The organism is Corynebacterium sp. zg-331 (assembly GCF_014267345.1).
Taxonomy (GTDB): Bacteria; Actinomycetota; Actinomycetes; order Mycobacteriales; family Mycobacteriaceae; genus Corynebacterium.
On sequence record NZ_JACMYD010000023.1, the window covers coordinates 1 to 590 of the forward strand.

General features: G+C 58.6%; 1 protein-coding gene. It reads right to left on the reverse strand.

All coding sequences use genetic code 11. The features are described 5' to 3' along the window. A partial coding sequence (locus H7347_RS10545; RefSeq protein WP_186337507.1) for a VaFE repeat-containing surface-anchored protein occupies positions 1-533 on the reverse strand: 533 nt, incomplete at its 3' end. Between the last annotated feature and the right edge of the window lie 57 nt (positions 534-590).

Sequence of the window (590 nt, forward strand, 5' to 3'; positions counted from 1 at the left end):
CCCTCCTCCAACACCACAGAACCAGACGGAATCGCCTTAATGGAGCGACGCGGAGCCTTCGGCTCTACCGCCTTACCCACCTCAGGCGCACCCTCGGTAACCACCGTGACGTTCTTATCCCGCTTCTTTTCCACCGTCTCAGCAGAAGGAGCAGGCTTAAACACATCCTCAGCAGTCACCGTCTGAGCCGCATCATTGATGTCATGGTGAACAGCCACCACCTCACCAGCAGCATCACGCAGCGTCTCAAACGCCACCTGCGCAGCACAATTAGCATCCGTCACCGCAATCGGCACATTAATCTGACCATCTTCCACCTGCGGCACAAACGCCACCTTCGCAGTCGCACCCGTAGACTCACCAGAAGCCTTGCACATCAGCGCAGCCTCCAGCTGATACTTCTTGCCCTTCTCCAAGCCGGTGAAACTCACCGTATCAACCACCGTGGCACCAGCAACCAAAGGACCATTGCCCTCAATCGCGGCATCCGTAGTGATCTTCGGGGCCTTACCCGGCTTCGGCTTCGGGGCCACAGCCTTACCCGGCTTAGCAGGCTCGGCGGGCTTGTCCTTAGGCTTAGCAGGCTCGGA